29 protein-coding genes are annotated in these 24,374 nt (G+C 64.7%); 11 read left to right on the plus strand and 18 right to left on the minus strand.

Going from position 1 to position 24,374, the window contains the following annotated elements:
- The first annotated feature begins 77 nt into the window (after positions 1 to 77).
- From clpX to ACQPW1_RS12295, 3 genes are all read left to right on the plus strand, one after another.
- Entirely contained in the window at positions 78 to 1,358 is a 1,281-nt protein-coding gene (gene clpX / locus ACQPW1_RS12285) for an ATP-dependent Clp protease ATP-binding subunit ClpX (protein WP_150403131.1), read from the plus strand.
- Positions 1,359 to 1,664: 306 nt separating this feature from the next.
- Positions 1,665 to 2,054: an STAS domain-containing protein gene (locus ACQPW1_RS12290; protein ID WP_433662845.1), complete on the plus strand. Its 390-nt coding sequence runs from the start codon at positions 1,665 to 1,667 to the stop codon at positions 2,052 to 2,054.
- Between the two features lie 60 nt (positions 2,055 to 2,114).
- Positions 2,115 to 2,270, plus strand: coding sequence for a ribosomal protein L7/L12 (locus tag ACQPW1_RS12295; protein ID WP_433662846.1), 156 nt, complete (start codon positions 2,115 to 2,117; stop codon positions 2,268 to 2,270).
- 3 nt (positions 2,271 to 2,273) lie between these two features.
- Here the strand turns inward: ACQPW1_RS12295 and ACQPW1_RS12300 are convergent, their stop codons facing one another.
- Positions 2,274 to 2,453 carry an Lrp/AsnC ligand binding domain-containing protein gene (locus ACQPW1_RS12300; protein WP_433665215.1) on the minus strand — a complete coding sequence of 60 codons (180 nt, stop codon included), beginning with the start codon at positions 2,451 to 2,453 and terminating at the stop codon, positions 2,274 to 2,276.
- Here ACQPW1_RS12300 and ACQPW1_RS12305 point away from each other — a divergent pair.
- Positions 2,373 to 2,651: a hypothetical protein gene (locus ACQPW1_RS12305; protein ID WP_433665604.1), complete on the plus strand. Its 279-nt coding sequence runs from the start codon at positions 2,373 to 2,375 to the stop codon at positions 2,649 to 2,651. The two genes, ACQPW1_RS12300 and ACQPW1_RS12305, sit on opposite strands and share 81 nt — an antisense overlap.
- A gap of 50 nt (positions 2,652 to 2,701) precedes the next feature.
- Positions 2,702 to 3,292 carry a DinB family protein gene (locus ACQPW1_RS12310; RefSeq protein ID WP_433662847.1) on the plus strand — a complete coding sequence of 197 codons (591 nt, stop codon included), beginning with the start codon at positions 2,702 to 2,704 and terminating at the stop codon, positions 3,290 to 3,292.
- 262 nt (positions 3,293 to 3,554) lie between these two features.
- Here ACQPW1_RS12310 and ACQPW1_RS12315 read toward each other — a convergent pair whose 3' ends face one another.
- Positions 3,555 to 5,270, minus strand: a complete 1,716-nt coding sequence (locus tag ACQPW1_RS12315) for an alpha/beta fold hydrolase (RefSeq protein ID WP_433662848.1) — start codon at positions 5,268 to 5,270, stop codon at positions 3,555 to 3,557.
- Between the two features lie 233 nt (positions 5,271 to 5,503).
- On the opposite strand from ACQPW1_RS12315, the gene ACQPW1_RS12320 reads away from it, so the two are divergent.
- Both ACQPW1_RS12320 and ACQPW1_RS12325 read left to right on the plus strand, forming a co-directional pair.
- Positions 5,504 to 5,698 (plus strand): hypothetical protein, encoded by a 195-nt coding sequence (locus ACQPW1_RS12320; RefSeq protein ID WP_433662849.1) that lies wholly within the window; start codon positions 5,504 to 5,506, stop codon positions 5,696 to 5,698.
- Between the two features lie 17 nt (positions 5,699 to 5,715).
- Positions 5,716 to 6,438: a GNAT family N-acetyltransferase gene (locus tag ACQPW1_RS12325; protein ID WP_433662850.1), complete on the plus strand. Its 723-nt coding sequence runs from the start codon at positions 5,716 to 5,718 to the stop codon at positions 6,436 to 6,438.
- Between the two features lie 31 nt (positions 6,439 to 6,469).
- On the opposite strand, the gene ACQPW1_RS12330 is transcribed toward ACQPW1_RS12325, so the two are convergent.
- From ACQPW1_RS12330 to ACQPW1_RS12345, 4 genes are all read right to left on the minus strand, one after another.
- A complete protein-coding gene (locus ACQPW1_RS12330) occupies positions 6,470 to 7,363 on the minus strand; it encodes an aminoglycoside adenylyltransferase domain-containing protein (protein WP_433662851.1) in 894 nt (297 codons plus the stop codon).
- 20 nt (positions 7,364 to 7,383) lie between these two features.
- Positions 7,384 to 8,868, minus strand: a complete 1,485-nt coding sequence (locus ACQPW1_RS12335; RefSeq protein ID WP_433662852.1) for an HNH endonuclease signature motif containing protein — start codon at positions 8,866 to 8,868, stop codon at positions 7,384 to 7,386.
- A 291-nt stretch (positions 8,869 to 9,159) separates the two neighbouring features.
- Positions 9,160 to 9,366 carry a DUF397 domain-containing protein gene (locus ACQPW1_RS12340; RefSeq protein ID WP_433662853.1) on the minus strand — a complete coding sequence of 69 codons (207 nt, stop codon included), beginning with the start codon at positions 9,364 to 9,366 and terminating at the stop codon, positions 9,160 to 9,162.
- Positions 9,363 to 10,247, minus strand: a complete 885-nt coding sequence (locus ACQPW1_RS12345) for a helix-turn-helix domain-containing protein (RefSeq protein WP_433662854.1) — start codon at positions 10,245 to 10,247, stop codon at positions 9,363 to 9,365. The genes ACQPW1_RS12340 and ACQPW1_RS12345 overlap by 4 nt, the downstream gene beginning before the upstream one ends.
- A gap of 244 nt (positions 10,248 to 10,491) precedes the next feature.
- On the opposite strand from ACQPW1_RS12345, the gene ACQPW1_RS12350 reads away from it, so the two are divergent.
- A complete protein-coding gene (locus tag ACQPW1_RS12350) occupies positions 10,492 to 10,953 on the plus strand; it encodes a DNA-directed RNA polymerase subunit beta (protein WP_433662855.1) in 462 nt (153 codons plus the stop codon).
- Entirely contained in the window at positions 10,947 to 11,393 is a 447-nt protein-coding gene (locus ACQPW1_RS12355; RefSeq protein WP_433662856.1) for a DUF4254 domain-containing protein, read from the plus strand. Before ACQPW1_RS12350 ends, ACQPW1_RS12355 begins: the two co-directional genes overlap by 7 nt.
- Positions 11,394 to 11,428: 35 nt before the next feature.
- Here ACQPW1_RS12355 and ACQPW1_RS12360 read toward each other — a convergent pair whose 3' ends face one another.
- From ACQPW1_RS12360 to ACQPW1_RS12370, 3 genes are read right to left on the minus strand one after another with little or no spacing between them, the layout of a single operon-like run.
- A complete protein-coding gene (locus tag ACQPW1_RS12360; protein WP_433662857.1) occupies positions 11,429 to 11,938 on the minus strand; it encodes a hypothetical protein in 510 nt (169 codons plus the stop codon).
- Between the two features lie 44 nt (positions 11,939 to 11,982).
- Positions 11,983 to 13,164: a WXG100 family type VII secretion target gene (locus tag ACQPW1_RS12365; protein WP_433662858.1), complete on the minus strand. Its 1,182-nt coding sequence runs from the start codon at positions 13,162 to 13,164 to the stop codon at positions 11,983 to 11,985.
- Positions 13,161 to 13,463, minus strand: coding sequence for a hypothetical protein (locus ACQPW1_RS12370; RefSeq protein ID WP_433662859.1), 303 nt, complete (start codon positions 13,461 to 13,463; stop codon positions 13,161 to 13,163). Before ACQPW1_RS12370 ends, ACQPW1_RS12365 begins: the two co-directional genes overlap by 4 nt.
- 74 nt (positions 13,464 to 13,537) lie before the next feature.
- On the opposite strand from ACQPW1_RS12370, the gene ACQPW1_RS12375 reads away from it, so the two are divergent.
- Positions 13,538 to 13,969: a hypothetical protein gene (locus ACQPW1_RS12375; protein WP_433662860.1), complete on the plus strand. Its 432-nt coding sequence runs from the start codon at positions 13,538 to 13,540 to the stop codon at positions 13,967 to 13,969.
- Between the two features lie 3 nt (positions 13,970 to 13,972).
- Here ACQPW1_RS12375 and ACQPW1_RS12380 read toward each other — a convergent pair whose 3' ends face one another.
- The 6 genes from ACQPW1_RS12380 to ACQPW1_RS12405 form a co-directional block, all read right to left on the minus strand.
- A complete protein-coding gene (locus ACQPW1_RS12380) occupies positions 13,973 to 14,752 on the minus strand; it encodes an ESX secretion-associated protein EspG (protein ID WP_433662861.1) in 780 nt (259 codons plus the stop codon).
- A 2-nt stretch (positions 14,753 to 14,754) separates the two neighbouring features.
- Entirely contained in the window at positions 14,755 to 16,065 is a 1,311-nt protein-coding gene (locus tag ACQPW1_RS12385; protein WP_433662862.1) for a hypothetical protein, read from the minus strand.
- Entirely contained in the window at positions 16,062 to 16,451 is a 390-nt protein-coding gene (locus ACQPW1_RS12390; protein ID WP_433662863.1) for a hypothetical protein, read from the minus strand. The genes ACQPW1_RS12385 and ACQPW1_RS12390 overlap by 4 nt, the downstream gene beginning before the upstream one ends.
- A gap of 2 nt (positions 16,452 to 16,453) precedes the next feature.
- A complete protein-coding gene (locus ACQPW1_RS12395; protein ID WP_433662864.1) occupies positions 16,454 to 17,062 on the minus strand; it encodes a DUF3558 domain-containing protein in 609 nt (202 codons plus the stop codon).
- A gap of 288 nt (positions 17,063 to 17,350) precedes the next feature.
- Positions 17,351 to 18,166 (minus strand): hypothetical protein, encoded by an 816-nt coding sequence (locus tag ACQPW1_RS12400; RefSeq protein ID WP_433662865.1) that lies wholly within the window; start codon positions 18,164 to 18,166, stop codon positions 17,351 to 17,353.
- Positions 18,167 to 18,357: 191 nt separating this feature from the next.
- On the minus strand, positions 18,358 to 18,735 hold the full coding sequence (locus ACQPW1_RS12405) for a nuclear transport factor 2 family protein (protein WP_433662866.1): 378 nt from the start codon (positions 18,733 to 18,735) through the stop codon (positions 18,358 to 18,360).
- A 529-nt stretch (positions 18,736 to 19,264) separates the two neighbouring features.
- Between ACQPW1_RS12405 and mihF the strand changes: the two genes are divergently transcribed.
- The gene (gene mihF / locus ACQPW1_RS12410; protein WP_029895202.1) at positions 19,265 to 19,579 is read left to right on the plus strand and encodes an integration host factor, actinobacterial type; all 315 of its coding nucleotides are present in this window, start codon (positions 19,265 to 19,267) and stop codon (positions 19,577 to 19,579) included.
- A gap of 202 nt (positions 19,580 to 19,781) precedes the next feature.
- Here the strand turns inward: mihF and ACQPW1_RS12415 are convergent, their stop codons facing one another.
- The 3 genes from ACQPW1_RS12415 to ACQPW1_RS12425 form a co-directional block, all read right to left on the minus strand.
- Positions 19,782 to 20,312, minus strand: coding sequence for a hypothetical protein (locus ACQPW1_RS12415; RefSeq protein ID WP_433662867.1), 531 nt, complete (start codon positions 20,310 to 20,312; stop codon positions 19,782 to 19,784).
- 79 nt (positions 20,313 to 20,391) lie between these two features.
- Positions 20,392 to 21,231, minus strand: a complete 840-nt coding sequence (gene fdhD / locus ACQPW1_RS12420; protein ID WP_433662868.1) for a formate dehydrogenase accessory sulfurtransferase FdhD — start codon at positions 21,229 to 21,231, stop codon at positions 20,392 to 20,394.
- The gene (locus ACQPW1_RS12425) at positions 21,224 to 23,521 is read right to left on the minus strand and encodes an FdhF/YdeP family oxidoreductase (RefSeq protein WP_433662869.1); all 2,298 of its coding nucleotides are present in this window, start codon (positions 23,519 to 23,521) and stop codon (positions 21,224 to 21,226) included. The genes fdhD and ACQPW1_RS12425 overlap by 8 nt, the downstream gene beginning before the upstream one ends.
- Between the last annotated feature and the right edge of the window lie 853 nt (positions 23,522 to 24,374).

The raw sequence follows: 24,374 nt of genomic DNA on the forward strand, positions 1-24,374 counted from the left end.
GCGGACACCGAACGCGGCAGATAGCTGGCAACCTGGACGGACGGTTGCACGCGGACAAGGAAGTAGGGACCCACGAGATGGCGCGCATCGGAGATGGCGGCGATCTGCTCAAGTGCTCGTTCTGCGGAAAGAGCCAGAAGCAGGTCAAGAAGCTCATTGCGGGACCAGGGGTGTACATCTGCGACGAGTGCATCGATCTATGCAACGAGATCATCGAGGAGGAGCTCGCCGAGTCCAGCGAGGTCAAGCTCGATGAGCTGCCCAAGCCCGCGGAAATCCGGGACTTCCTGGAGAACTACGTGATCGGGCAGGACACCGCCAAGCGCACCCTCGCGGTGGCCGTTTACAACCATTACAAGCGTATTCAGGCCGGCGACAAGGGCCGCGACAGCCGCGGCGAGGTCGTCGAGCTGACCAAGTCGAACATTCTCATGCTCGGCCCCACCGGCTGTGGCAAGACCTACCTGGCGCAGACGCTGGCCAAGATGCTCAACGTCCCGTTCGCCATCGCCGACGCGACAGCGCTGACCGAGGCTGGGTATGTCGGTGAGGACGTCGAGAACATCCTGCTGAAGCTGATCCAGGCCGCGGATTACGACGTGAAGCGCGCCGAGACCGGCATCATCTACATCGACGAGGTCGACAAGATCGCCCGCAAGAGCGAGAACCCGTCGATCACTCGCGACGTCTCCGGCGAGGGCGTGCAGCAGGCGCTGCTGAAGATCCTGGAGGGCACCCAGGCGAGTGTGCCGCCGCAGGGCGGACGCAAGCACCCGCACCAGGAGTTCATCCAGATCGACACCACCAACGTGCTGTTCATCGTCGCGGGCGCGTTCGCGGGCCTGGAGCGCATCGTCTCCGAGCGCACCGGCCACCGCGGCATCGGCTTCGGCTCCGAGGTGCGGTCCAAGTCGGAGATCGACACTGCCGATCACTTCGCCGAGGTGATGCCGGAAGACCTGATCAAGTTCGGCCTGATCCCCGAGTTCATCGGCCGCCTGCCGGTCGTCGCCTCGGTGACCAACCTGGACAAGGAATCGTTGGTCAAGATCCTCTCCGAACCGAAGAACGCGCTGGTCAAGCAGTACGTTCGACTGTTCGAGATGGACGGGGTCGACCTCGAGTTCACCACCGACGCGCTCGAAGCGATCGCCGATCAGGCGATCCTGCGCGGCACCGGTGCTCGTGGCCTGCGCGCCATCATGGAGGAAGTCCTGCTGCCGGTGATGTACGACATCCCCAGCCGCGACGACGTCGCCAAGGTGGTCGTCGACTCCGACACCGTCACCGAGAACGTGCTGCCGACCATCGTGCCCCGCAAGGCGCAGCGGACGGAACGCCGGGAGAAGTCGGCGTAACCCACCGGATCAGCCTTACGTACCAAGTAGAGAGCCACCGCGGCCGCGGTGGCTCTCTACTTGGTTACCAGTGGGAAAGAAGTTGACCAGAAGGGGTGTAGAGGACCGACTCTCTGGGTACCCGGTATTCCGGGTTGAGCAGACAGCCTAGTTCTGGAGCTCGCTCGTCGTTCCAGGGCGCAACGCATTGCCGGCAACAGGACGTCAATTGCCGTGCGCGACAGGACTGGGATCCTCATGTCGACTCCCCTTGCTTTCTCCGCATTCCCCGTGAGCACACCGTCTAGACCGATGCCGAGCCGAGGTGTGGCACCGAGTCGAGCGACGTTGCCGAGTCGACCCGAGACGGAAGCCCGACTGAGCATCTCGCTCACCGCCCCCAGCGAGAAGGTCACCCTCTGTGCCCTCGCGGGTGAGGTGGACTACTACACCGCCGACCAGTTCAGGTCCCAGCTGATCGGTTCACTGAGCACCGCCGGTCCGCTGGTGGTCATCGACCTTTCCCAGGTGACGTTCTTCGGCGTCGCTGGTCTGCACGTGCTGATCGAGGCGCGCGCCTGGGCCGGGCATACCGAACGCCGGATCCGCCTGGTCACCGGCCCGCGCTGTGTCGACCGGCTGCTGGAGGTCGCGGGTGACGCCGCCACCTTCGACACCGCCGCCAACCTCGCCGACGCGGTACTCGACGCCGCGTAACTTCGCCGGAGGCGGTGGCGGTCAGAGCTGCCCGCCATCCCCGCCGAACCGATTCGGACCGTGCCGACTACCGCACGGTCCGCTTTCAGTTGGATAGAGATCGACGCACTCCTGGCCGACGGCAAGAAGATTCAGGCCATCAAGCGGTACCGGGAGCTGACCGGCAGTGGACTCGAGGAGGCCAAGGACGCCGTCGAGAGTCGCTACCCGTACTGAGATCTACAGCGGCACAGGATGTTCGAGCACCACGTGCTTCATCACCAGCGTCGAGGTCAAGTGCCGAACGCCGGGTAGCGTGGCCAGCTTCTCGTCGTAAAGTTGTTGGAACGCAGGCGGATCCGCCGCGACGATGCGCAGCAGGAAATCCGGATCGCCGAACAGGAGCTGCGCCTGCAACACCCGCTGCCATCGCCGCCCAGATTCGGCACGCTCGGCCTGATCCACACACTCAGCTGCGCGGCGATCTATCTGTGCGTCGGCGTCTTGGCGCGCACTGTCCTGCGCGCCCGGCCTACCGCCGCCCGCATCGTCACTCGCGTCTCCGGTGTCGTCATGATCATCATCGGCGTCCTGCTCTTAGTTGAACGTCTACTGTGAGTTGGCTGTTCGGCCGAACCAGCGCGGGGCGCTGGAGTTAGCCTGCCTATATGGACAGGCAAGCCCCAGCCGGGACCGACATCACCGCCGACCTGCACCGATACTTCCAGCAGTCGCGGGACCGGCTGCTTTCGTCGCTGGACGGCTTGTCGGAGTACGACATCCGGCGGCCGATGACGCCCAGCGCCACCAATCTGCTCGGTCTGATCAAGCACGTTGCCGGGGTCGAGTTCGACTACCTGGGTAACTGCGTCGGCAGGCCCGCGCCCGTCCGACTGGCGTGGGTCGAGGACGAGTCGATCTGGGACGGTGCCGACATGTGGGCCACGGCCGAGGAAACGAAGGACGAGTTGGTCGCGCTGTACCGGACCGCCTGGCGGCACTCCGATCAGTCGATCGCTCAGCTCGACCTCAGCACGCCGGGCGAGGTGCCGTGGTGGCCCGAGGAGAAACGGCACACCACGCTGGGATCCCTGCTGGTCCGCGTGGTCGCCGAAACCGCGCAACACGCAGGTCACGCCGATATCCTGCGCGAAATGATCGACGGACGCGGCGGCGCCGACCATGACGCCGCCGGTGATCCCGCGTGGTGGGCGCGGCACCTGGCGCGCGTCCGGGAGGCGGCGGAAAGTCACCGATAGTTCTTGGTAACGAATCGCTACGGCCCGGCGATGTACCTGTCATGGAGTTCCTTTTGGTCGCCATCGCTGCTGCATACATTGCTGTCACCGACTTCATGGGTGGAGTAGCGGGCGCCTTAGGTTCCTCCGGTAGGTAGCTAGACCCGAGTCGCGGGTGAACACCTGCAGGCATCCGCGGCCCGTGCATTCCAACTGCCCCAAGGTTGACTCGAACCCAACCTTGGGGCAGTCGCATGTCCGGGGGCTTCGAAATCCGCTGGTTTCAGTTCGGCTGGCAAGGGGTGTCCAGTTCGGGGATGCGTCCGTTGACGAGGTAGTCGACCGCGATGGCTCGGGCGCAGGAGCTGGTGCCGGGGATGGAACCTGGGATGCCTTTGGGTCTGGTTTGGGGGAGGACGAGGTGGCCGGGTTTGCCGATTACCGTGATCAGTCGGGCGGTCGGGATCGTCGAGCGGACTGAGCGGGCTCCTGAGATCGGTGTTACCGGGTCTCCCTCGTTGGCGATGAGCAGCGCGGATCGGATCTTGTCGTAGCCCGTTGTGCTTGTGCGCGTGTGGGATTCGGGCCAGAACGCGCAGGCTGCGGCAAAGTTCATGCCCAGGTAGGTCAGCGGTGCTCGGGCGGCGAGTTGCTTTGCGGTGTCTACGATCTCGTCGAGGTTGTGGGTCCACGAGCCGATATTGCAGTTACGGGCGGTCCACCAGCCGACGCGTGCGCCGGCGACGAGGACGACCTGGGCGAGTTCTTCCAGTAGCTGCGGCAGCCGAAAGGCCATGGCGGCGTTGAATTGTGCCGCGGTCGAGGGGGTGTCCAACGCCGTACGCAAGGTCAGTAGTTTGCGTTCCAACGCTTCATAGGGGCTGTTGTTGACGCCGAAGAACAGCATGTTGAGATCGTTGCCGCTGAAGGTGCGGTCGAACGGCAGCGGGATCGGGTGGGCGGTGAGGTCGGCGCGCAGTGTGGTCAGCGCCGCGAGCACCGCGTCGGGGTTGTCGCCGAACGTCGTGCCGCGGGTGGCGAGCCACGGTGCGAACTGTTGCTCGATCACGTTCTGCTGGCGGAGGACTCGTTCGGCATAGCCTGCCGTGGTGGACACCGCCGGGTCGACCACAGAATCGAGCACCATACGATCGACCCGGTCGGGGAAGGTGCGCGCCAGGTCGAGTCCGAGCAGTGTGCCCTGCGAGACTCCCAGATAACTCCAGGTCGGCGCACCTAACAGCGCGCGCACCAGGTCCAGATCGCGGACGGTCTGCCAGTACGTGATAGTCCCGGCCGGGGCAGCGCCGGCCGGAGTGCGTGACGTGCGGTCGATGCACGATCGGACCCAGTCGCGTGCCTGACCCAGCTGGATGCGCACCGATTCGGCCGCGAAGTCCAGTACGTCGGTGCGGTCGTTGCGTCCGGTGCCGAGGAGCAGGGGATCGCCGGAAATGGTTGCGTCGCAGTCCTGATCGGTGCTGGAGAGGCCGGTGCCGCGCGGATCGAAGCCCACCAGATCGTAGGTTTCGCGGAGCTCGGGGAATGCAGTCGCCCACTCGAGCGGATTGAGCAGGTATCCCGCTCCGGGTCCGCCTGGGCTGGTCAACAACTGCCGCGGTCGGTCTGTTGTCTTCAGCGCGGGCAGCCGCGAGATCTCGAAAGTTGCGACGGGCCCGGCGGCGGGCTGCGTCCAATCCAGCGGTGTGCGTACCGTCGCGCAATTCAACCCGTCGAGCACGGGTGCGCGAACAGCGGCTTCCGGATTGCCGCTCGCGGCAGCGACCAGTCCCGCCTCGGTGCACGGCTTCCAGACCAAGCTCTGGGCAGCGATCTCGGCGGGGACTTGTGGCGCGCTGTCGGGGTATTCGATGAAATGTGCAGGTGACGGCTGGAATTCGAGATTGTACGAGTCGTCTGCCGAGGCGTTCCCAGCCGCGAGTGACAAGACAACCGCCAATACCGGCAGCACGATGACAGGTCGCCGTGGTCGGCGCATGGAATCCCCCTCCACCCAAATGGGCCTTGCGCCAGTGTAACCAGGGCGGAGCCCGGATCGTAACCCAGTCCGTAGAGTGCCCGCCGAGCTGCTCGCAAACGCCGCGACGACCCCGCATCAATGTTGTCGAATCGGCCGACTCGGTTAGGGGACAACACAATTCGGGTCGTGCGATGCGGGTCGCCGCAGACTACTTTCATGACTCTGCCACCCCAACATATGAGGCGTTTCGCATGTTCGCACTGCGTGGAATGTTCGTCGCCGCCCTGATCGGCGTTGCGACCGTGGTCGGCGGCGGGGCCGCCATGGCCGACACCATTCCGCTCGAATCGTTCACCCCTCCGCCCACCGAGTCCGTCGCCGGGGGCCTTTGCAACAGCAACGATCTGCTCGCTCTGTGGTGCTTGCTCGCCAGCCCGTCGGCGTAGCTGGGCAGAATGGGGCCATGTCGACGGACCAGGTGCTGACCAGAGCTCGAGCGCTGTGGGAAGGCTTGGCCGTGGTGCCGGTGTCGTTCTCATCGGCAGCCGCCGCCAGCGTGGTGGTCTCGCCGAATGCGATGATCTGTCCGCAAGGATGGGCGGGCGTCATTGCGTTACAAGGTCAAGCAATCGTCACGGCTCCCAGTTCTGTTGCTGCAGAGGCAATTAGCGCCGCGGTCGCGAAGCTGTCGGTGGATGAGCTGGTCGACCCCGACTTGCTCGGCAAGGTGTTACCGCTGGCGGAGGTGCTGGGTCCTGCTGCGTTGGCCTACGTGGACGAGTACAGCTTCCGGCCGGTTTCGCTGAGTTCGCTCTCACTGGAGGCCCTGCCGGTCGAGCATCCGGATCTGCGCGATCTCGCGACACTGTCCGGCGATCAGGACGCGGAGGAGAGCGGCCTGGACGAAATCACTTCCCCGGCATTTGCCATCCGGGACGATGGACAGGTGATCGCGGCCGCCGGATACCGGACCTGGCCGAGTCGAACCGCCCACCTCTCCGTGCTGACCGCACCGGACCGGCGTGGTCAGGGGTTGGCCCGGATAGCAGCGTCCGCGGCGGTGGCCCACGCACTCGAGGCCGGACTGCTTGCCCAGTGGCGCGCCCGTTCGCCGCAGTCCAGACGAGTCGCCCGCGCGCTGGGCTTCCGTGAACTGGGCACCCAGCTCAGTATCAGGTTGAGCTGAAGGTTCGGCTGAAAGGTCTTGAAGGCGTTCGTCACTCGGTGAGTGGCGGCTTGGGTTGGGTTTCGAAGATGCGGTGGGCGTCGGCGATCACCATGTGGCCGAAGGCGAGGATGTCGCGGCGGCGGGTGAGTGGATTGCGGTAGAGGGAGCGGCGAGAGTCGTTGCGGCGCAGCCGTAGTGCTTCGTTGATGATGCGGTGCCAGCGGTCGGGGAAGGACTGTAGGGCGTGGCGGCCTGCGCCGTCTTTCGAGGTGATGTCGCCGGTGGCGATGGTGTAGTGGAGTCGTGCGACGCCCGTGACGGTCCAGACGGTGCCGTAATCGGTGAGCAGGACGAGCCCGAATTTGCTGAACAGGCGGGCAGCATCTGTCAGTCCGCGTGCCCAGTACTCATCGAGGTTGGTGTTCTGCCAAGCGGCCAGTGCGGTGGGGTCGGTCCAGATGTCGAGGTCGGCGGCGGCCGGTCCGCGCAAGGTGACGCCGTGGTGGGCAAGAGTATGCCAGGTGACCGGATTGTGCTGGCCGCCATCGGGGTTCACTAGTTTCCCCTCGTGGCTGGTTGGCCGTCCGGACGTAGCTTGCGGGCCTGCCGCGAGATCGTTCCAGGTCAGGTAAATCCCGTCGAAGAATGGGCGGCGTTGCCGTTCGCGGAGTCGAGTATGTACTCGTTCGAGCGCGCTCAGCTCCGTGGTGTCGGGTGGTGCGGCGGTGATCGCGACGAAGTCGATGTCACTGGCGCGAGGGCGGAAGTCGTTGAGTGCCAACGATCCTTCCAGATACAGCAGACCTTCGATCAAGCCGGGAGCCTCGGCATCGACCGAGGCCAGATAGGACTCGACCGTGTCTTCGACGACGAGGGAAGCGACATGGAGCCAAGTCTGCCGGAATCGTTCCGAACCGTACCGGCTGAAGCTGACGTTATCCATGCGTCTTCCGCGCATGGGAGTCATACATCGACGGTTGGTCCGGCGGATCTGATGGCGTGTTCGCCTCGGGGCATGAGGTATTCGCCCGGGTGGTGGTAGTGGTTCAGCCGGGGTGTTCGGTGGGGGTCGATGTGGGCAGGCGGGATCCATTGGGTGCGGCCAGGGCTGGAGTGTTTTGGTGAGGTGGGGGCGGTGGTCCAGGCATTGGAGGTGGTTCCTGCTAAGCGGTGGTGGGGTTCGCACACGAAGGTCAGTTGGTCGGCGTCGGTGGTGCCGCCGCCGGACCATTCGGTGCGGTGGTGGGTTTGGCAGAGGTAGCCGGGTTTGGCGCAGCCGGGATAGGTGCAGCCGATGTCTTTGGCATGCAGGATGATTCGCTGGTCTGCTGAGGCGATTCGCTTACTGCGGCCGAGGTACAGGGGGCGGCCGCTGCGGTGGTCGAACAGGGCCAGGTAGTGGTGGGCGTGGGCGGCCATGCGGATCGCGTCGTGGATTGGCAGGAGGCTGCCGCCGCCGGTGACGACGGGTGGTCCGTATGCGCACAGCTCGCGGTGTCGCGGGGTCTGCTGCACGTCGACGACGGCGTCTTCGAGCTCGTTCAATGTCATGGACACGATGACCGATACGGGCAATCCGCGGTGTTGGCCGAGCTCGCCGGAAGCCAGCATCGCCCGGAACACCGCCTTGACCGCGTCGTGCTGGCGCTGACCGGTGGTGCGGAAATCATGTTCTACCGCTTCGGCATTGGGCTCGTCGTCGACATGAGGCGTCGAGTCTTCGGGGTTGCAGACGCCGGGCTTGGCGTACTTGGCGAACACCGCCTCCAAGTACGTACGCAATTCCGGGTCGGCGACGAGAGTGCACTTGCTCATCAGGTCTGGGCCTTGGCGGCCCATGGTGAAGTTGCGGCGCCGTGCACGGTCGCTGGGGCTGAATACTCCGTCAGGATTCAGGATCGCATCCAACCGGTCGGCGACCTTCTTCAACTGGTCGGGTCGCAGTACCCTTGCGTGCCCGGCCAATTCGGCCTCAGCCTGATCGCGGGTGACGGTGTCCAAGCAGGACGGCAGATGCCCGATGAAGTCGCGCAGCACCTTCACGTGTGCTCCGCCGATCACGCCATCGCGCTGGGCGGCAGCGGTGGCGGGCATCATCGGGTCGAGTACTTCGCCATCCAATCCGGTGCGGTGCGCGAGGTCGTCGGCGGCGCGCCAGCGGGCCCTGGCTTCGGCGGGACTGACCCGCAGCCCGTCGGCGAGGGTGTCGATCAGGCTACCGGTAGCGAAGTCGTTGGCCGACCACTGTTCGCGCAGCTGTGCGACGAGTTCCAAACTCAGCCCCGGGACCGCACGTACAACGATCTCCAACCGCTGCATCATCCTCAGTCGATCCCGGTTCGACAGGGCGTCGGTGCGGACCTTTGCGAGTTGGCGGAGTCCAGCCTCGAGTGTGCAAAGCGCGGCCTCTACCGATGGATCGGCGACGGTCGAGCTACTCGAAGGCATGTTCGAATTGTATCCGCGAAAAGCAGCCGTGGCCAGTAGTTTTCAGGTTCTATTGAAGTTTGCTATCAAAAGGTCTGTGAAGTCATCTGCACTCTGGGCAACTTCGGTGCAGGCAGTGCAGTCGACTCTGGGGTCAGGCGCTGAGCAACGTCGATCAAGGTATGTGCGGACGCCTCGCGACATCGATCGACGCGCCGGAAATCGACCTGGCAGCGGGCCACGAACAGCCAAGAGCCCTCGGATATCTCACGAAGCGATCCGAGGGCTGTTCACCGGAGTGATGGTTCAGGACTACGGGCGGTTGAACTTTCCGTCGACCACTCCGGTGGTGAAGGCGTCCCACTCGCTTGGGGTGAAGGCCAGTGCGGAACCGTTGGGGTTCTTGGAGTCTCGGACTCCGACCATGCCGTCGGCGAGGAACGCGACCTCTACGCAATCGCCGTCGGGATTGCTGCGGCTGCTCTTGAACCATTCAGCGCCGGTTAGGTCGACGGTCACGCTAGATACTCCCTTGCTACCTGCCGGAACAGATTCCTGCTGGCTGTGGCATCCAACGCGGCCTGACGGATGCCCTCGTACAACTCATCGTAGCGTTTGACGTCGTCCGGTTTTTCGAGGTAGAGGTTGCCGATCGAGCTACCTTCGATGAAGATCACCGTCGGCTCCACGGGCTCGTTTGCCGCTGTCATCCCGAAGTTCAAGATGACGAACGGGCCGATGTATGCCCCGACAGGGAACCCAGCGCCGAAGGGCAGTACCTGGATTGTGACATTCGGCCGGGTGCTGACGTCGGCCAGCCATTTGAGCTGCGCGGCCATGGTTCTCGGGCTGCCGGAGATACGGTGCAGTGCTGCCTCGCCGATCACTGCCTGGACAGCGGTGGGGTTGGCCTTGCGCGTCACGATGTTTTGCCGCTGCATCTTCAGTTGGATCCACCGGTCATGCTCCGCCGCAGCGGCTTCAGGGAATCGAAGTTCTGCAAGGGCGCGCAGGTAATCCGGGGTCTGGAACTGTCCGGGTACCAGTTCGGGATGGTACGAGCGCAACTCGACCGCGGCCGATTCGAGGCCCACGAAGACATCGAAGTCTTTCGGTATGAGGTCGCCGTACTCGTGCCACCAACTCTTGACGCTTGCCTGCCGGGCCAGCCCGACCAGCGCATCCACCAACTCGCTCGGCACCCCGTACAGATCACACGCGGCCTGGATATCGCGCACCTTGATGCGGCTGTTCTGCCCACGCTCCAGGCGTTGCAAACTGCTCGAACCCATCTCCAGCAGCTCGGCGGCTTTCTGCTGACTCATCCCCGCGCGACTGCGCCATTCCGTCAGATACCGGCCGAGTTGCCTTCGCGGCAGGGTAGATCCGGTGTCCGGCATGAAGTCCTCCCCACTTCGGGCGGGCCGTTCGACCCGCATCGGGTAGATCATGGCAACTGCCACGGGAGGTTTGCTGGGGATTCGGGGGACTTGATTCGGGCCGCCCGAAGCCGCACACATCACCACCCTGACAGGTGTTTTGTTGACGTGCGCCCGGTGAAGCGGCAGGGAGTCCACCGCAAACCTAGCAGCTTCGATGTCAGCCGGGCGCACCCTAGAACCGGCGATCGAGTCGAGGCTTCTCATGGACAACCTGACGTTCGCGGACACACCCACCGAGCGCTGCGCCTACTACCGGCGCACCTGCGGCCTACCCGCGGGCATTCACCCGGAGGTCGGCCGAATCGTCGTGCGAGCAGGCATTGTCGGCGCGATCACCATGCCCGCGCCGCTCGGTCAGCGCGTTCGTGACGACATGCTGCACAACCGAATCACCCTCGGTCCCATCATTTCTCACCTCAGGTCCAGCCGCTGGACCTTCCTCTGCCGTCCCGACCTGCCGAACGACATGACCCTGTTCGCGGAACTGTTCCGCCTCAACGTCACCCTCGTCCCGCACGGAGCCGAGATCGCATTGCCCGCACCCAGCGACACCCGGACCGGTCACCGGCACTGGATAGTTGCCCCGCGCGACACCTTTCGCCCCTCCGGCCTGATCGTCCTCACCGCACTGCGCTCCTGCACCGCGCGAGGACCGCAGTGCTGACTGATCCGTTTCCCCCGAAACATGAACTGCTGCAAGCATGTCGGGGAGAACTGGCGGCAGACCACCTACTCCTGCGGCTCGCGCGCGAGCTGACCGACCTGCACGAGCAACGGTTGTGCGCGGCCAGGGACACCATCGACGACCGCCGGTATATCGATGACATCGACTCGCGGCGTGCAGGTTTGGTGCGCGACATAGACCGCTGGATCACCCTGCAACTGCCACCCTCACACGGTGCTGCCCACATCCACACCGAGACTATCGGCGCCGTGATCGACCGCCTCGGCCAATTCACCGCCTGCGCATTCGCGGCCTTGGCCAGCGCATCCCAGTGGGAACTAGGTGACGCCTGGGAGCAACTCGCCGAATTAGCCGTTGGTTACGACGATTTGGCCACCGAAGTATGCGCCGGGCGCAGGAGACTGCCCGGCGGACCATAGTGCAGCGCCATGTCCTCGGCGTTCATGACATGAGGCTATGAGAATTCGTCTATCTCCAACACCGAGACGACGTCGTTGGCGGGGTACCCTCGCTGCTTTTCGACCACACGCACGGTGGAATCGGGCGTCGCGTACTTTCCGTTGCGGACGCCGTACCGCGGCCTCTGGTCGTTGAAGGCGCGCACGACCTTTCCGTTGCGGACGAAGACCTGCGTTGTCTGCTCGGAGTCTTCCGGAAGCCGAGCCCAGTCGAGACCTGAGGTCCCGAGCGCGCGGTTGAGCTCCTTTTCGTTGTTCGGCGAATCGAAGGAGTACATGCGGTCCCACGAACCTTCCGGAATGCCGCCCTTTGCGATGACGTCACCGAGCCGCGCGGTACCTTTCGATTCGATTATGCGATGGAATTCCGCTGCCAGGGCCGGATTTTCGTCCTCCACGGCGACCTTGTCGCCGATGAACGGCAGATTGTCGCAACCACTGGTAAGGGCGACGAGGGTGGCGAGACCGAACGCGGCGAGCGCCCGCCGAGCAACAGTGCTGTTCATGATCAGTACGTTTCTCCGATGTCGTCGACAGATGGGCGCGGGTATTACTTCGGCTGTGGGCGATTGTCCGGCACCGGGGTCCCCGGCAGGAAGAACGGATGCTCGTCGAACGATCCGGAGTTCACGGTGTTTCCCGGCTGGACCTTGTTAGTCCAGTTCAGGTGCTCGTCCTGGTCGATCACCACGGTCTTGCCGTCTTTGACAGCGTCCTGAACCAGTCCGCGCAACTCCGCTTCGCTGGCATTCGGATTGGCGAGGCCGATGTTGCGGCCGACTTCGTTGTTATACAAGTCCATGGCCTCACGCACCGCCGCATTGTCCGGTCTGCCTTCGTGTTTCGAGGTGTATTCCTTAGTCCAATCCTCGCCGAACTCTTGGGTCATCCGCGCGTTCCAGTAGGTGTGCCGGAAGGCATCGGCGTGGTCGTCCTGTTCGCCGGGAAAGACCTCTTTTGCCGTGGCCTCGGCGTCGTTCTTGATGTTGTAGAACTGGATCTTCTCGGCAAGGCTGAGCTGATCGAGCATCTTGGCCTCGGCAACGGTGATCGATTGCGGTTCGAAATCGCCGAGCGTCTTGACCTCCATGGCCGCCTTGAGCGCACCATCGGGCCACATCACCATGCCGCCCGGATCCGCCTCGGCCTGATACGTATTCAGAATGCGGTCGAGTTCGGCATCGGGTGGGATCGGTACATCGGCGAAGACCTTGTCCATCGCCTGACGGGCGGATTCGGCGGCGTCACCGGCCTCCCGCAATGCCTTCTTGATGTCTGTCTCATGCTGTTTCGCCACTTTGTACAGCACGGATTGCGCGGCCATCCACGTGAGGTGGTTCTCGGCCGCCACCCAGTTCAGGAAATCTGCGGAGTAGCCGACGGTGCCGTCCTCGCCGACGATGAACTTCTCGTCTTCGGCCTTGGCTATTGCGTTCACCGCGGTCGATTTCGCGAAACCGAGCGTCTGCGCGATCTGGGCGGTGGCCGTCCCCGCCTTCTCGAATGCCTCCGAGACCTTGGACAGCGACGTTTTGGCTTCGTCGCCTTTGACGCGCATGGCGTCTCCGGCGTCGCCGCGCCAGAAGGCGGGGGAATCGGCGAGCTGCCGGGAAATGGCGGAATGCTGTTCGGTGATGGTCGGGACGCCCCGGCCCCATTCCAGGGCCTGGTCTTGCAGCGGTGCGGTGTTCCAACTGCGGATCTGCGTCTTCGTCGGTGGTAGCGAACTCATCGCGGGCCGTCGAGTTGTTTGAGGTTGTCGGCGCGCTGCTGATCGCGATTGTTGTACTCGACGATGCTGACGCCCGCCTTGTCGGCGATTTCCTTCAACTGCCCGTTGACGCCGCGCATACTTGCCCCGGCGCGCCAGCCGGCCTTCATGTAGGTATTGCCCAGCCCGGAGCCTGGCAGCGCCGACTCGATGGCCGCGATGAAGCTGCTGGTCGGTATTGCCGCGAGTGCTTGTTGCGACTGGTTCAGCACCCCGATCATGCCCTCGACCGCAGCTTGCTCGACAAACAGTTCGGTCATTCGGATTCCTCTCCCCCAGAAATGCGTTGATACGCTAGCACGGTCGTGCTGGACCAAGGGGGAGTGAACTCGAGATGAAGCCGAGTTTCGGTGGGGTCGACCCGATTACGGGTCAGCTGGATGCCGTGCGTCGGGCGTTGATGACCGATCGAGCCACCGTCGGGCGCTACGGCGTCGCCGTTGAGGTGCTTGCGGATGGGTCCGTGGAGGCGGTGCGGATCGATGACAGCGTCACGCCGTATGGAGCCGAACTCGGCAACCTGATCACACAGTTGGTCCGGGAGGCGCTCGTACAAGCGCGCGACAATGTGCGTGAGCGCATCGCCGACCTCAACGCGGATCCGCGGATCGCCGCGGCGATAGAGACCATCGAGATCGCTTCCGAGCGGCCATATCCGACGGCGCCGAAAGCCGATCCGCAACCGGCGGCGCGAGTTGAGCCCGAGCTGACCGAAGAGGAACTGATCGAGTTGAACGAGCGTCGCAACCAATCGTTCTTCCGCTGACATTCACCACGTGGCTTTGGTTTGCTCGGTTTCCATGCGGTAGTAGCGGCGGGTGAGGTCGAGGAGGCGGGCTATTTCGTTGGTCATCGAGGTGGGGCTCATAGGAGTGGCGACGATGGGGTCGCCGGATTTGATGTAGTAGCGGCCGTCGTTGGCGTAATCAGTCCATAGGAAGCCGCGGCCGTCTGTGGTCGGCCTGGAATCTATTGCGGGGCCGGGGAATACGGTGATTTCTCCGACAGCGGTGCGGTCGCGCTTGAACATGCGGTTGAGTTGATCGTTGATGCTGAGCTCGTCCGCGCGGCGGCTGTAGCGCTGACGGTCGGCGGCGATCTCGTCCCGGCGGAAGCTGACCGCAGGGTGGGTGCCTGCCTGCGCTTTCGGCAGCGCGGCCACCGCCGCGGCAGCCACCTCGCTCGGCGCGCACAAGCCCATGATCACGTCGCCACCGGTGTCTTCGGTGGTGCCGGGCAACTGGATTAGGGTGGCGCCGGAGCCATTTCGGACCGCACCGTGGAATCGGAACACCGCGGCGAGACCCGAGCCGCCGAAACCCTTGGACTCGACGCGTGTTTCGGGCTCCAGCAGCGTCGTCAAGGCGAGTTCCAGGTTCTCCGAATACTGGCCGAGTAGTCCCTGAACCGCTGACTCTCGTTGCCGCACAAGGTCATCCCAATCGACCGCTGTCGTCGGTCGGAATGCGAGTGGGTAGGGCAGGCGGTCACGACCGTACGCCGACCAGAGGATGTCGAACTCCTGGCCGGTGAATCTCCAACTGCGCACGCTCAGTCTTCCCCGATCACCGGGGGTACGGCTTTCTTCGGGGTGCCTAGGAGTTCCTCGGACCAGTCGCGGATCAGGTAATCCTTGGTCTGGTGGGTGTTTTCCTCGTCGTCCTTCTTACCTGCGCCACCACCCATCGGCATGCCACTCATTCCGGGGCGACCAGTAGTTCCGGAGCTCGTGCCCGTGCGGGCGGCCAGCGGGGTGGCGGTTCCCGGCTGTTGCGGGCCGCCGGGGATGCTGCGGCCGGGGGCAGGAGTGCCGGGAGTGCTTGGGGTGCCGGGACTTCCGGGGGTGCCAGGTGAGCGAGTTGTCGTCGGGCTGCCCGGGGTGGTGCTGCGGCTGGGTACCGGAGTCACCGGTGTTGTGGTGACAGGGGTGCTCTGGTTCGTCGTGTTGGCTGCGGTGGTGCTCGGTGTCGACGTGGGATTGGTTGCCTGAGTGGTGGATTGGGGTGTCGTGCTGGAGGGGGTGGTCTGCGGTTTGTCGCTGGCCGGTTGGGTGGTCGAGTTCTGGTCGTTCTTCGGATCGCCGGACTTGTCACCGGTCTTCTCGTCGGTTGACGTCGGGTTGTCCTGCTTCGGTTGATCGCCTGCGCCGGAGGAAGTCGGGGGAACCGATGAAGGTGATGGGGGAGTTGCCGGTTGATCCGGATTGCTCACCAGGGTCGGGCTATTCGGCACAACCGGGACACCGTTGTCGGTCTGGTTCGCGACCTGCCAGTACACGGTGCGGAGCACTCGCCGAGCCTCTGCCGTTGCCTCAGTTTGGTTGTGGTCGTCGACCTTAAGTACACCCTCGCTGGGCAGCGTCTTTCCGCGGAGATCAGGGCTGCTGTCGCTGGCGCGCGGCATGAGGGCCTGCGTTTGATGCAGGCCTGTGTAGAGCTCGTTGAGCTTCACCGAGATGAGCTCGGTGGCGAGTGTCAGCTGTTGCGATTGATCGACGTAGCGTCCGACCGACTGGACCGCCTGATTCGCGGCCTGGCCCTTCCAGCCGCTGGCGACTGTCGCTTTGATCGCGTCGCCGAACGTGTGCGACTTCTCCCTGAATGTGGCACTGACGTTCTGCCACATCTGCGAGGCGTCCCACGCTTGGCCCGGTTTCATCGCTTCGACCTTGCTGGTCAGATCCTGCAGCGTGCCGGTCTCGATTACGAAAAGATCCTCGCCGGGGTTGGTGATCGACGGCGGGTCGTAGCCCTGCTCCAAGTTCTGAGTCAGCTTGCTGAGGTGCGAGTAGATGGCGGTGCGATCGTCGTTCCACTGCTGCTGAGCGGCGATGATCCGGGCTTGATAGTCGTCCTGGCTCATGAGCCACCCTCCCCAGGGACGTCGATGGCCGCGATCTTCTGACTGTTGGATTCGTCGACCGCTTGGTAGTTCGCGATGGCCTTGGCGAAGACTTGGCGCATCAATTGGACTTCTTCGATGTGGGTTTGGATCGATGCGTCGATCGAGCTGTCCCCACCGTTCGCCTTCTGTTGGAACTTGTGTTCCAGGATTGGACCGGATGGCATGGTTCCGAAGCCGGCGACCGTCCGGACCCGGTAAGTCGAAGTGCGAATGTCATCCAGGTCGTCCAGATAGGTCTGGCACTTGGCGTCCAGGTCTTTACCGATATCAGGACTCAGCTGCAACTCGCCAGCATTCGCCGAGTCCAGCAGCCTCTGCCATTCCTCTGTACCTCCAGCAGCCACGGTCAGCTCCCTCCCTTGGGCAGAAACTTGGCTAGATCGGTGGCGTGGCGAAGCGCCTCATCGCAGGGCTCGCCGAGCCGGCCAACCGATAGTCGCGTTGTGACAGCGAAGAGAACCGAACCGTGAGCTGCCCCCTGCTGCACGTCCACGGCGACACCGCAGTCGAGATGCTTGTCATCACCAACGTTTGTGTAGCGCAACGCTGGATGGCCTGCGACGGTCAGCTGCGTGAACCCCTCGAAGTCGCTCCGTTGCTGGAACTGCTGCAGCGGAACGATCGACGACATCACTGACAGGTCGTACCAACGCGCGGAGGAGCGCCAGCCACAGACCTTCCAACCAGTGGGGTCGACTCCTGCAACGTCTTTGTTCTTCGTCTCGGGGTTGAGCCCGTCGGATCGCAACGCATCATCCGGCAACGCGGTACACGGGTCCCAGATGGCCGCATCAGGATCCTTCGACCCCGACGGCTTCGCACTCGTCGCCCCAGTCGCACTCGGCCCCCCAGTCGTCGTAGGCGCCCCATCCGTCGTCTTCCCACACCCCGCGAACACCAACACAACACCCACTACCAGGGCGATACCGCGCAGCTTGCCACCCCTGCTGGTCATCCGTTCCCCTAACCGCCGGTGTCCGAAATCCATCAGAGGTGAATGCGTCCCGGTGCCCACCCCCGTTACCCGGGCAAACCGTACCGCCGACCACTCCTGGCCCGCAACAACACGTGAACAACGCGTGCGCTTTTCTTGGCCGCTCGGCGGTTCACGTTGCGACCCGCGAGTGCCGGCCAGATCGGCCTCAGCGGGCACTCACGAGATTAAGCCTCACCGGACGTCGCACCGGCACAGCGAATCGAGCTCCCGCACACGTCCCGGCAGGAGTTCGTCAACTCCCGAAGATCACCCGCGCTGCGCCCCGAGCAACGTGCTGTCGAACGTCGGCCGCTGCCGATCGGGGTTCTCCCGAATGTGCTCGGTGGCCCGGGTAATCGCCTGGCTGTACCGCGCACTCGCCGCATTGTGCGTCAGCAGCGCAACACCGATCATCATCGGCGCCACCGCGTGCACACCCGCGTCGAACCACCGCGCGTCCCGCACATGCGGGTAGGTGTTCAACCCGATGGTCAGCGCGAGCAATACGACCTCGGCGGCGACGACCTGGGTCCGGCTGTTCAGCACACCCCACTCGGCAAGCTTGGTGGTGCCGATCATGATGATCACCAGACAGACACTGATCATCGCCTCGACGAGGTAGCTGAACCAGTACAGCGGATCGGTGATGCCGTCCGGTGCGATGTTGTGCTGCACGTTGACCGCCGACCACAGCATGCCTGCGATCACCACGCCCGCCAGCGCGCGCAACGACCAGGCGCGATGCCGGTAGAGCGAGGCGAGCTGAGCGTGTGGGCTGGACTCGCGGCGCTGTGCGGCAATGGCTTTGCGCGCCATCAGCAGGTCGCGGATGTCGGCCTTCTCGATGGCCTCTTTGGTCTGCCTGGCGCGGTCGGCGGCGTTGGAGACGGCCTCGGCGTACTTCCAGCGCTGCCCGCGGTCCTGGGTGCGGATGCGCTCGGCCAGTTCACGTTCGGCTTCCAGCTCGTCCTCGGCCAATGCCTCGGTCAGCGCGGGATCGAACTGGTAGGCCAGTCGACCGCGGGCCCGCTCGACCCGCCTTGCCAACTGCGCGACTTCGTCGAAGGGGTGTTCCTCGGGCATGCTGCTCCAAAAGTGGATGGGCTGAACGGAACTCGACAAATCGGGAGATGCCGGGCTGCCCGATCACCGGGAGCTGGGTAGTAGCTCGCTGCGAGGGTAGCGGACAGGTGGCATCGACACCTACTCTTCATAGTCGATTCCGCGCGCCGAGGACACGCTCGAGCGTTATCTGCGCCGAAAACCCCGGCGAGTCACTCGGGCTCGATGGCCATGTCTTCCTGGCTCCAGTAGGCGCGCATGCGCGTGATCTTGCCTTCGTCGTCGAATTCCATCACATCGATGGGCGATAGGGTGAAGCGTTGTCCGGCGACGCGGGTGACGATGGTGAACATGAAGGCCGCCTCGTTGCCGCCGACGCGCACGGTCTCCGGTCGCAGTTCGGTGGTCCGGTCGAGTGCGGCGATCACGTCGTAGAACTCCCGGATGGCGGCGTGCCCGTTGCGGGCCGGCGTGCCGATCGGATCTTCGACGGTCGCGTCGGGTGCGTAGAGCTCGACGATGGCCTCGGTCGGGCCGGAGCCGACCAGCTTGACGTACTGCTCGACCACATCGCGGATCTGCTTGGCCATCGGAACTCCTGCCGAATTGGAACGTGTTCTAGTTCGGCAGCGTAGCAGCACAGCGGCGGGGGCGGTCAAGGATCGGTTCCGCGCTGTCGTTGCGCTGTCCACGGCCTTCGATAGGGCTCGGGTCGTTGGGAATCCCCCCGAAAGTTGGTTTGCCCCCGCAGTCGCTGTGCTGTTGTCGGCACCCGCGTGATGGGACACGGTGACGACCGGCAATCCCGATCGCGCCCGGTACCGGGGATCGTCATTGATCCCCCGTGGTTCGCCGTTGAACCTTTATCCCGCGCTGATGCTTTCGTAGATTCTGTCGCTTCTACCGGGCGAGGTGTTACCGGCGGTCCGTCCTGCGGAACGGCGGCTGTTTTCGTCCGTTTTGCCGGCTGATTACTGCTTTCGTCGGCCACGAGCCAGGAAACTCATCGCTAACTCCGCCGTACCGGTCCCGGTGTGTCGGCCTTGCGCTGCCGGTGGAGTGCTGTTTACTCGGTCCGGTCAACCAGATGTTCGAGTGACGAGTGGAAGCGGAGGAGACATGGCACTGCCTACCATGACCGCGGAGCAGCGCACTGAAGCGTTGGCCAAAGCGGCAGCGGTCCGCAAGGCGCGCTCCGAACTGATCGGCAAGGTGAAGGCGGGCAAGGTTTCGGTCGCCGACCTGCTGAAGAAGGCCGACTCTGATGAGCTGGTCAAGAAGACCAAGGTCGCCGCGGTGATCAAGGCTCTGCCAGGTGTCGGACCGGTGAAGGCCGCCAAGTTGATGGATCAGGCGGAGATCCCGGAGGATCGTCGGATCGGCGGGCTCGGCGCACGTCAGCGTGCGGCGCTGCTCGACGCCCTGAAGGACTGACCAGCTAGTTCGCGGTTGATCTAACCGGGGAACGAAACCTCACGTCGGTGGCGCGGCTTTGCCTCGCGAAGGACCGCCTGCTCGCGGTCCTGACCACGTAGCTCAGCCCCCAGCCGCACAGACAGTGCAAACGCCCCACAGCGCCTAGACGGGCTGTGGGGCGTTGGCGTCGGTGGGGTACGGGCTAATGGCAAAGGGTTGCTCAGCGTCGGCGACGCGGGAACTTGACGTTGAACGGCGCCGGGTCCGACATGGGGATGTCGCCGCGTGGGGGCAGCAGGACGCAGGCGAGACCGAGGGCGATCAGCAGGGCGGCGGCGATCAGACTGAAGGCGAAACTGATGCCGCTCATCTCCATGGGCTGGTGGAAGGCGTGGTAGACGAAGTGCGGCAGGCTGAAGACCAGCCAGCCGATGCCCGCGATGCGCGCCGCGGCGGTGCTGTTGAGGACGAGGGCTGCGATGGTCACCGCGGTGAGCGCCAGGAAGAACGCGCCGACGTCGCCCGCGAGGTGGTGGTTGTAGGGGCCGTCGACGGCGATCCAGTGCATGCCGAAGCCGGGAAAGCTGGTGTACCAGGAGTGCGGCGCGATGGTCGCCCACAGTCCGACGATCGCGCCCTGAACGGCCAAGACCGCCAAGGCGATTCGGGTGATCAGCAGGCGGCGACGGTGCTGTTCGAACCGCATCCGCACGCGTAACCCCTCTTGCGTGCCCTCCACCGAAAACCGCATCGGTCTCTCCGTTCCCGCCGAACTGCTCCGATTACGTGCTGTCACGGTAAATCGGACATCCGGTCCGGGCAAGAGGTGATCAGGCCAGCATCGAAGTCGCGTTCGGCGTGGCGACGATCCGATCCGGATGGGTGTAGACGTTCATCGTGTCGCCGCGCAGGAAAGCGGCGAGGGTGAGACCGGTCTCGGCCGCGAGGTCGACCGCGAGCGAACTGGGTGCCGAGACAGCGCCGAGCATCGCGATGCCCGCCATCGCCGCCTTCTGCACCAGCTCGAACGAGGCGCGGCCGCTGACGATGAGCACCAGATCGCTTGCCGGAACCAGGTTTTCCCGCAGCGCCCAGCCGATCACCTTGTCCACGGCGTTGTGTCGGCCGATGTCCTCGCGCACCGCGAGCGCCGTGCCGTCGGCGGTGAACAGGCCAGCCGCGTGCAGGCCGCCGGTTGCTTCGAAGAGGATTTGCTTGCTGCGCAAGGTATCCGGCATGCCCGACAGCACCTGCGTGTCCACCACCGGCCCGGCCTCGGTGATCGGGTACTTCGAGAGAGTGCGGACCTCGTCGAGGGCGGTCTTGCCGCATAACCCGCAGGCCCCGGTGGTGAGGAAGTTGCGGGGCCGCGTCTGGACCGGGTTGCGCAGCGTGAGGTCGAGGACGTTGTAGGTTTGCCTGCCGTCCTCGTCGGTGCCCGCGCAGTAGCGGGCCGCCATGATCTCCTCGGCGACGCCGATCATGCCCTCGCTCAACAGGAATCCGTGCACCAGGTCAACATCGTTGCCCGGGGTGCGCATGGTGACGGTGAGTGATTCGCCGCCGATCCGGATCTCCAGTGGCTCTTCGACGGCCAGGGTGTCGGGGCGCTGGATCTCACCCGTCGGCGAGATCCGGCGCATTCTGCGGCGGGCGGTGACTCTACTCATGGTTGGCCCGCTCGAGTCTGATGGTCACCGACTTGGACACGGGTGTATTCGACCGGGCCGCGACATGGTCCAGTGGGACAAGCGGATTCGTCTCGGGGTAGTAGGCCGCCGCGTTGCCGCGCGGGGTCGGGTAGGCGATGAGCCGGAAACCCTTGACGCTGCGCTCGGTTCCGTCGGTCCATTCCGAGATCACGTCGACGAGATCGTCTTCCGCGAAGCCGAGCGCGGTGATGTCGTCGGGGTGCACCAGCACCACTTTGCGGCCGCCGTGCACGCCGCGGTAACGGTCGTCGAGGCCGTAGATGGTGGTGTTGTACTGGTCGTGGCTGCGTAGCGTCTGCAGAATCAGCCTGCCCTCGGGGACCTGGGTCCAGGTGAGCTCGTTCACCGCGAAGTTGGCTTTGCCTGTGCTGGTGCGGAATTCGCGGCTGTCCCGGGGTGGGTGCGGTAGGACGAAGCCGTTGCGGGCGCGGACTCGTTTGTTGTAGTCGGTGCAGCCGGGCACTACTCGGGAGATCGCGTCGCGGATGGTGTCGTAGTCGCGCCGGAAGCGCGCCCACGGGACGGGGTGATCCGCGCCGAACAGAGTCAGCGCGAGATCGCAGACGATGGCGACCTCGCTGTGCAGGTGCTTGCTCACCGGCTTCAGCCTGCCGGTGGACAGGTGCACCATCGACATCGAATCCTCCACCGACACCTGCTGTTTCAGGCCGTCGCGCAGATCCTGATCGGTGCGGCCGAGGGTGGGCAGGATCAGCGCGGTCTTGCCGTGCACGACGTGGCTGCGGTTGAGTTTGGTGGAAACCTGCACGGTCAGTGCGCAATTGCGCAGTGCGGCCTCGGTTACCGCGGTGTCCGGGGTGGCCGAGACGAAGTTGCCGCCCATGCCGAAGAACACCGCCGCGCGGCCGTCCCGCATGGCGCGGATGGCGTCGACCGTGTCGTAGCCGTGCTTGCGCGGGCTCTGGATGCCGAATTCCTGGTCCAGTGCATCGAGGAACGCGTCGGGCATCTTCTCCCAGATGCCCATGGTGCGGTCGCCCTGCACGTTCGAATGGCCGCGCACCGGGCAGACGCCAGCGCCCGGCTTGCCGATCATGCCGCGCAGCAGCAGCAGGTTCGTCGCCTCCTCGATGGTGGCGACGCCGTGCGCCTGCTGGGTGAGGCCCATGGCCCAGCAGATGATGATGTTCTTCGATTCGGCCAATTGCTTTGCGGTGCGGTCGAGTTCGAGCTGTGTCAGGCCCGTCGCTTCCAGTACGGTCTCGAAATCGACCGCGCGGACCTGCTTTTCGTACTCGGCGAAACCGGCGCAGTGCGCGTCGACGAAGTCCTGGTCCACCACGGTGCCTGGTGCGCGATCCTCGGCCTCGAACAGCAGCCTGCCGAGGGCCTGGAACAACGCCATGTCGCCGCCGAGGCGGATCTGCAGGAACTCGTCTGCGATGGAGACGCCGGTGGTGAAACCCTTGACGGTCTGCGGATCGCGGAAGCCGAGCAGGCCGGTCTCGGGCAGCGGGTTGATCGCGATGATCTTCGCGCCCTTGGTCTTGGCGTCGGCCAGCGCGCTCAGCATCCGCGGATGGTTGGTGCCCGGGTTCTGACCAGCGACGATGATCAGGTCGGCGGCGGCGAAGTCGTCGATCGAGACCGAACCCTTGCCGATGCCGATCGAGCTGGTCAGCGCGGCGCCCGAGGACTCGTGGCACATGTTGGAGCAGTCCGGCAGGTTGTTCGTGCCGTAACTGCGGACCAGCAGCTGGTAGAGGAACGCGGTCTCGTTGCTGGTGCGGCCGGAGGTGTAGAAGACGGCCTCGTCGGGAGATGTCAAGGCGCCCAAGTGATCTGCGACCAAACGGTAGGCGTCGTCCCAGGCGATGGGGGAGTAGTGGGTGTCGCCGGGGCGCAGCACCATCGGGTGCGTCAGCCTGCCCTGCTGGCCGAGCCAGTAGCCCGACTTGTCCGCGAGCTCGTCGATCGAATGGGCAGCGAAGAACTCCGGCGTGACCGTGCGCAGCGTCGCCTCCTCGGCGACCGCTTTCGCGCCGTTCTCGCAGAACTCGGCCGGTCGGCGATGACCGGTCGGTTCCGGCCAGGCACAACCGGGACAGTCGAAGCCGTGCACCTGATTGACCCGAGCGAGGGTGCGGGCGGTGCGGATCACGCCCATCTCGTCGACCGCGCGCTTCAGTGACACCGCGACCGCGGTGACACCCGCGGCCTGCTCTTTCGGCGCGGTCACGCTTAGCGCGGACTCGTCGATATCCTCGGTCGGCCCATTACGGTGCATAGTTCGTATTGTCCTCTTCGCGCTGTCTGAGTCGGGCAGGGGACCAGCTACTTCGATGGTATGCACTCAGGACGGTACGGGTGTGGAACACGCGCTGACCTTAATGGGCGTACGGCATCGGCGCGCGTCCCCAGATCACCCATGGCCGCTAGCTGGGGGGATAACCCCGCAGGTGGGCTCGCCGGAGTTGGCTCCGCGTTGGCGCACAAGGCATTACGATGCTAGGGATCGCACGCACGATAGGCGCGGTCGTACGGAGTCCGTCATCGAACCGCGCAGGGTCGGAGCGACGGCGGCGGTACGCCTAGCGAGAGCATGGCCGATGGGGACGCTGGCACCAGTTGCTGCGCGTGCCGGCGCAGGGCGTCGGCAGGTGGGGCAGAGGTGCGCGAGTCGGGTGCTCGTCGGGGGTGTGGGGATTCTGTGTGGGGTTGTGCTGGTTGGGTTTCCGGGGGTGCCTGCGGGTGGGGATCCGGGGGCGGTGGGACCGGCTACTGCGATTGTGGAGCCGCAGCAGGGTGGTGGGCTGGGAGGCGCCGACACTCATGATGGGTCGATACGCGCGCGGCCCTGGGCTGCTTCACAACCACCTGATGGCGGAACGCCGGACGGAAGCGAGACGCCTGATGGGCGTGTAGTTCCGGTGCGGCAGCCGGGCAGTCCGACACTGCCGCCGCAGGATGGTGGTGGGACGCATGATGGGCCGGTTTCGCCCGTTCCGGTGCAGCAACCGCCGCCTCCTCCGCCACCGCAGGACGACACCGGGACACATGATGGGCCTGTTCGGCCACGTCAGCCTTGTGGTGGGTCGGACGAGCCGACTTGTCCGCGGGACCCGCCGTCAAGTGATCCG

Source organism: Nocardia sp. CA-128927, assembly GCF_050955855.1.
GTDB lineage: Bacteria > Actinomycetota > Actinomycetes > Mycobacteriales > Mycobacteriaceae > Nocardia.

Coding starts and splice junctions, on each gene's coding strand:
- clpX (WP_150403131.1), top strand. CDS start 78: ATGGCGCGCATCGGAGATGGCGGCGATCTGCTCAAGTGCTCGTTCTGC.
- ACQPW1_RS12310 (WP_433662847.1), top strand. CDS start 2,702: ATGGACAGGCAAGCCCCAGCCGGGACCGACATCACCGCCGACCTGCAC.
- ACQPW1_RS12315 (WP_433662848.1), bottom strand. CDS start 5,270: ATGCGCCGACCACGGCGACCTGTCATCGTGCTGCCGGTATTGGCGGTT.
- ACQPW1_RS12320 (WP_433662849.1), top strand. CDS start 5,504: ATGTTCGCACTGCGTGGAATGTTCGTCGCCGCCCTGATCGGCGTTGCG.
- ACQPW1_RS12325 (WP_433662850.1), top strand. CDS start 5,716: ATGTCGACGGACCAGGTGCTGACCAGAGCTCGAGCGCTGTGGGAAGGC.
- ACQPW1_RS12330 (WP_433662851.1), bottom strand. CDS start 7,363: ATGGATAACGTCAGCTTCAGCCGGTACGGTTCGGAACGATTCCGGCAG.
- ACQPW1_RS12335 (WP_433662852.1), bottom strand. CDS start 8,868: ATGCCTTCGAGTAGCTCGACCGTCGCCGATCCATCGGTAGAGGCCGCG.
- ACQPW1_RS12345 (WP_433662854.1), bottom strand. CDS start 10,247: ATGCCGGACACCGGATCTACCCTGCCGCGAAGGCAACTCGGCCGGTAT.
- ACQPW1_RS12350 (WP_433662855.1), top strand. CDS start 10,492: ATGGACAACCTGACGTTCGCGGACACACCCACCGAGCGCTGCGCCTAC.
- ACQPW1_RS12360 (WP_433662857.1), bottom strand. CDS start 11,938: ATGAACAGCACTGTTGCTCGGCGGGCGCTCGCCGCGTTCGGTCTCGCC.
- ACQPW1_RS12365 (WP_433662858.1), bottom strand. CDS start 13,164: ATGAGTTCGCTACCACCGACGAAGACGCAGATCCGCAGTTGGAACACC.
- ACQPW1_RS12370 (WP_433662859.1), bottom strand. CDS start 13,463: ATGACCGAACTGTTTGTCGAGCAAGCTGCGGTCGAGGGCATGATCGGG.
- ACQPW1_RS12375 (WP_433662860.1), top strand. CDS start 13,538: ATGAAGCCGAGTTTCGGTGGGGTCGACCCGATTACGGGTCAGCTGGAT.
- ACQPW1_RS12385 (WP_433662862.1), bottom strand. CDS start 16,065: ATGAGCCAGGACGACTATCAAGCCCGGATCATCGCCGCTCAGCAGCAG.
- ACQPW1_RS12395 (WP_433662864.1), bottom strand. CDS start 17,062: ATGACCAGCAGGGGTGGCAAGCTGCGCGGTATCGCCCTGGTAGTGGGT.
- ACQPW1_RS12400 (WP_433662865.1), bottom strand. CDS start 18,166: ATGCCCGAGGAACACCCCTTCGACGAAGTCGCGCAGTTGGCAAGGCGG.
- ACQPW1_RS12405 (WP_433662866.1), bottom strand. CDS start 18,735: ATGGCCAAGCAGATCCGCGATGTGGTCGAGCAGTACGTCAAGCTGGTC.
- mihF (WP_029895202.1), top strand. CDS start 19,265: ATGGCACTGCCTACCATGACCGCGGAGCAGCGCACTGAAGCGTTGGCC.
- ACQPW1_RS12415 (WP_433662867.1), bottom strand. CDS start 20,312: ATGCGGTTTTCGGTGGAGGGCACGCAAGAGGGGTTACGCGTGCGGATG.
- fdhD (WP_433662868.1), bottom strand. CDS start 21,231: ATGAGTAGAGTCACCGCCCGCCGCAGAATGCGCCGGATCTCGCCGACG.
- ACQPW1_RS12425 (WP_433662869.1), bottom strand. CDS start 23,521: ATGCACCGTAATGGGCCGACCGAGGATATCGACGAGTCCGCGCTAAGC.